The sequence below is a fragment of the Streptomyces sp. NPDC057543 genome, from assembly GCF_042801895.1.
In the GTDB taxonomy this organism is placed as follows: Bacteria; Actinomycetota; Actinomycetes; order Streptomycetales; family Streptomycetaceae; genus Streptomyces.
Genome location: NZ_JBHVFF010000531.1, coordinates 1 through 2,489, shown reverse-complemented (window position 1 = coordinate 2,489; position 2,489 = coordinate 1). Strand labels below are relative to the sequence as shown.

The 2,489-nt window shown below is 67.4% G+C and carries 4 protein-coding genes and 1 pseudogene; 3 read left to right on the top strand and 2 right to left on the bottom strand.

Features of this window, described 5'->3' with window-relative positions; translation table 11 throughout:
• The first annotated feature begins 481 nt into the window (after positions 1-481).
• Positions 482-691: a hypothetical protein gene (locus ACFU8Q_RS40945; RefSeq protein ID WP_384465151.1), complete on the top strand. Its 210-nt coding sequence runs from the start codon at positions 482-484 to the stop codon at positions 689-691.
• Between the two features lie 274 nt (positions 692-965).
• On the opposite strand, the gene ACFU8Q_RS40940 is transcribed toward ACFU8Q_RS40945, so the two are convergent.
• Positions 966-1,175, bottom strand: coding sequence for a hypothetical protein (locus tag ACFU8Q_RS40940; RefSeq protein WP_384465148.1), 210 nt, complete (start codon positions 1,173-1,175; stop codon positions 966-968).
• Between ACFU8Q_RS40940 and ACFU8Q_RS40935 the strand changes: the two are divergent.
• A pseudogene (locus ACFU8Q_RS40935) lies at positions 1,171-1,359 on the top strand (transposase family protein); the annotation flags it as partial. The gene ACFU8Q_RS40940 and the pseudogene ACFU8Q_RS40935 sit on opposite strands and share 5 nt — an antisense overlap.
• On the top strand, positions 1,326-1,712 hold the full coding sequence (locus ACFU8Q_RS40930; RefSeq protein WP_384465145.1) for an STAS domain-containing protein: 387 nt from the start codon (positions 1,326-1,328) through the stop codon (positions 1,710-1,712). The pseudogene ACFU8Q_RS40935 and the gene ACFU8Q_RS40930, both read left to right, overlap by 34 nt.
• 385 nt (positions 1,713-2,097) lie before the next feature.
• Here ACFU8Q_RS40930 and ACFU8Q_RS40925 read toward each other — a convergent pair whose 3' ends face one another.
• Positions 2,098-2,268 (bottom strand): DUF5670 family protein, encoded by a 171-nt coding sequence (locus tag ACFU8Q_RS40925; protein WP_384465143.1) that lies wholly within the window; start codon positions 2,266-2,268, stop codon positions 2,098-2,100.
• Between the last annotated feature and the right edge of the window lie 221 nt (positions 2,269-2,489).

Here is a 2,489-nt window from a genome sequence, read left to right as displayed (position 1 = left end):
GTTCAGCTCTGCCCGGTCCTGGGATGTTGGTTCCCGCCCCCTTGGCCGAAGGGGGCGGGCGCTGCCCGGTCACGGATGGCGAGTGGCGGCCGCGCATGCGCGGCCGGGCGGCGGCAGTAGCAGCTAAGCAGACCCGCACGGCCCGGTGCGACTTCTTGAGGGCCAGTCGGGGGATACAAACAGAACACCTCCTGCCCCGGGCCAAGCCGGAACAGGAGGTGTGGGGATCACGAGCGGCGGCGATTCGGCAGAGGGGGTGGTCCGCCCCCTTCCCCGAGAGTGGGGCGGGTGCCGTCCAGCTGCTGGTCACCGTAGTGCGCCGGACGGCAGCAGCAGCTAACCAGTTCGCCCTCTGTCGCTCCAAACGCCCCATAGGCCGAATGGGTGTACGGGCCCCAGACGTGAGCGCCACGGTCGGGCGGAAGAGTGAAGCCGCATGGGCCGGGGTGCTGTGACCAGTAGCCTGGTGCACGCTGAAGGCATGAGCGTCCCGATAGTCGTCCACCGCCCTTCCTCGGCAGGCGGTCGGGCGGTCACCATCAACGGCGAGATTGCCGGACTCGCCCGCGACGACAGCGACCTCGTTGAATTCCTCCGGCGGGCTGGCCTCTACGACTGTGAACAGATCCTGGACGACCCGCTGTGGACCGAATGGCGCGGCGGCCGGGCTCACCGGTACGAAGCCGAATGACGAAAGCCCCCTCCCGCCGAAGCGGAAGGGGGCGTGGTCGTTCATGAGCATCGGCGGTCCGCGGGAAGGCCGAAGACGGCCGGGCTCGAAGAGAGGGCAGGGTCCGGGTTGGAAGGCGTGGTCCGGCGGCAGACCAGCGCATCCGGGTCGTCCGGCGGTGGCTGGAGGCTGTACCCGGCCGGGCAGGACTGCCCGTTGTTGCCATCGCGGCCGTTCGTACCGTCCTTCCCGTTCGCGCCGTCCTTCCCCGCGGGGCCGGCAGGGCCAGACCTGGTTACGCAACCGCAGCGTTCGCAATGCCGACCAGCTCGCGCAGACGGCCTGCGAAGCCGCCGAGCGTCAGCACACCAGCCTGCTCGGCGAGAGACTGATCGCGCAGATGGTGCACACGCTGGCGAAGGAGGTGATCGCTCTCAACCTGCAGGTCTGCGAGCTCGACAAACTCATCGAAGCCCGGATTCGCGACCACCACCGGGCGGATCACGGTGCTGGCGCGGACACCGGACGGGAGGGCTGCCTGCCCAGGCTGCGGAGCAGGATCGGCGGGTGTGCATGGCTATCACGAGCGATCGGTGGCCGACGTGCCTGTGGACGGCCGGCGTGCGGTGGTCCGGGTGCGCGTGCGCCGCCTGGTGTGCCCCACTCGCCGCTGCCGTCACACCTTCCGCGCCACGCACTGACCATTCACACCCGCGCCACCCCCGCCCGTCAGGTCATCGAACTGGCAGGAGACCTGGACCATCACACCGCGGCGGACGTACACGACCTGCTGCCCGACCTCGCGCTGCGTCCGGGCCAGCAACGCGTCATCGACCTCGCCCGGCTCACCTTCTGCGACTCCAGCGGCATCATCGTCGTGATCGCCGCCCGCAACCACGCCACGGCAGCCGACGCGGCCCTCGTCCTGGCCGCGGTACCCGACCGCGTCAGCCGAATCCTCCGAAACGTCGGCCTCGAGCAAATCTTCCCTACCCGTCCCACCGCGCAGGCAGCCGAAACGGCCTGGACACCTACCGCCTGATGACCAATCGCGCCCACGTCAGCCCGGCAGATGCTGGCGCAGGGCCATGTCATAGGCGCCGCGCCGTCAGGATAGGGCGCTCGCCGCGGGCCCGGAACGCAAGGATGCCGGCGGCCTGCCACCCGAAACGATGGCCGAAGAACCTCTGGCGCGCTCGCAGAAACACAAAGAGGGTAGCCGGGGCGGATGACGCTGGAGGCGCAAGGTTCCCTGCGTAGACGCCGCCCACCCCGGCCACGCTGATACGTTTGCCCCGGAAGCGCGGCCCCATTGACCCGCTTTTTCATTTCCGTGTTTCGTTTCGTCCACCCGCAAAGGCCGGGCATGCGTGTGGGGTTTAGCCAGAGATATCTCTGACTGAACCCCACACCCATGCTGAGCTGGTTTACCAGCGGTACCAGCGACCCTTGCGGCCACCATGACCAGCGGACCGGACCACAAAGCCGAGCAGCCAGACCACCAGCACAATGACGGCAATCCACCACAGGGCCTTGAGAGCGAAACCGGCACCGAACAGGATCAGTGCGAGAAGCAGAACGAGAAGCAGGGGAACCATAATTATCAACCTCCGAGCAGTCGTATGCCCTGCCGGAATCTGACCATGCCCCGAAAGCTTGTGCGTTTATGCGGGCCTAATGCGGGAATTCGTATGTGCCCTGCATGGCGTGCGGCTAACCTCGATCTTTCGTACGCCCAGCAGAATCTGGAGGTTGGCCATGTAGGTGGTTGATCGTGGTTCGTAAGCTCGTCGTCGCCTGCCGGTGTGAGTCCGGTCCG